The sequence below is a fragment of the Bacillus cereus group sp. BfR-BA-01379 genome (assembly GCF_022663605.1).
Lineage (GTDB): Bacteria > Bacillota > Bacilli > Bacillales > Bacillaceae_G > Bacillus_A > Bacillus_A mobilis.
On the sequence record NZ_JAKUFT010000364.1, the window covers coordinates 1 to 206 of the forward strand.

Consider the following 206-nt stretch of genomic DNA (forward strand, 5'->3'; position numbering starts at 1 on the left):
TACCATACGGAAAGTACACGTATAAAGAAACAATAGCGCCGAATGGCTATGTAATAAATGAAGAGACGTTCTCATTTGAAATCAAAGAGAATGGGGAAATTATTAAACATATCGTTCAAGATAAGAAGGTAGAAGGTGAATTAGAAATAACGAAAGTAGATATAGCGGATGGGAATACGAAACTGCCAAATGCAGAATTTACAATC

1 protein-coding gene is annotated in these 206 nt (G+C 34.5%); it reads left to right on the forward strand.

Annotated features, from left to right (window positions below; genetic code table 11):
- Positions 1-206: MSCRAMM family protein (locus MR113_RS28265; RefSeq protein WP_242257538.1), on the forward strand; the 206-nt coding region annotated here is incomplete at both ends.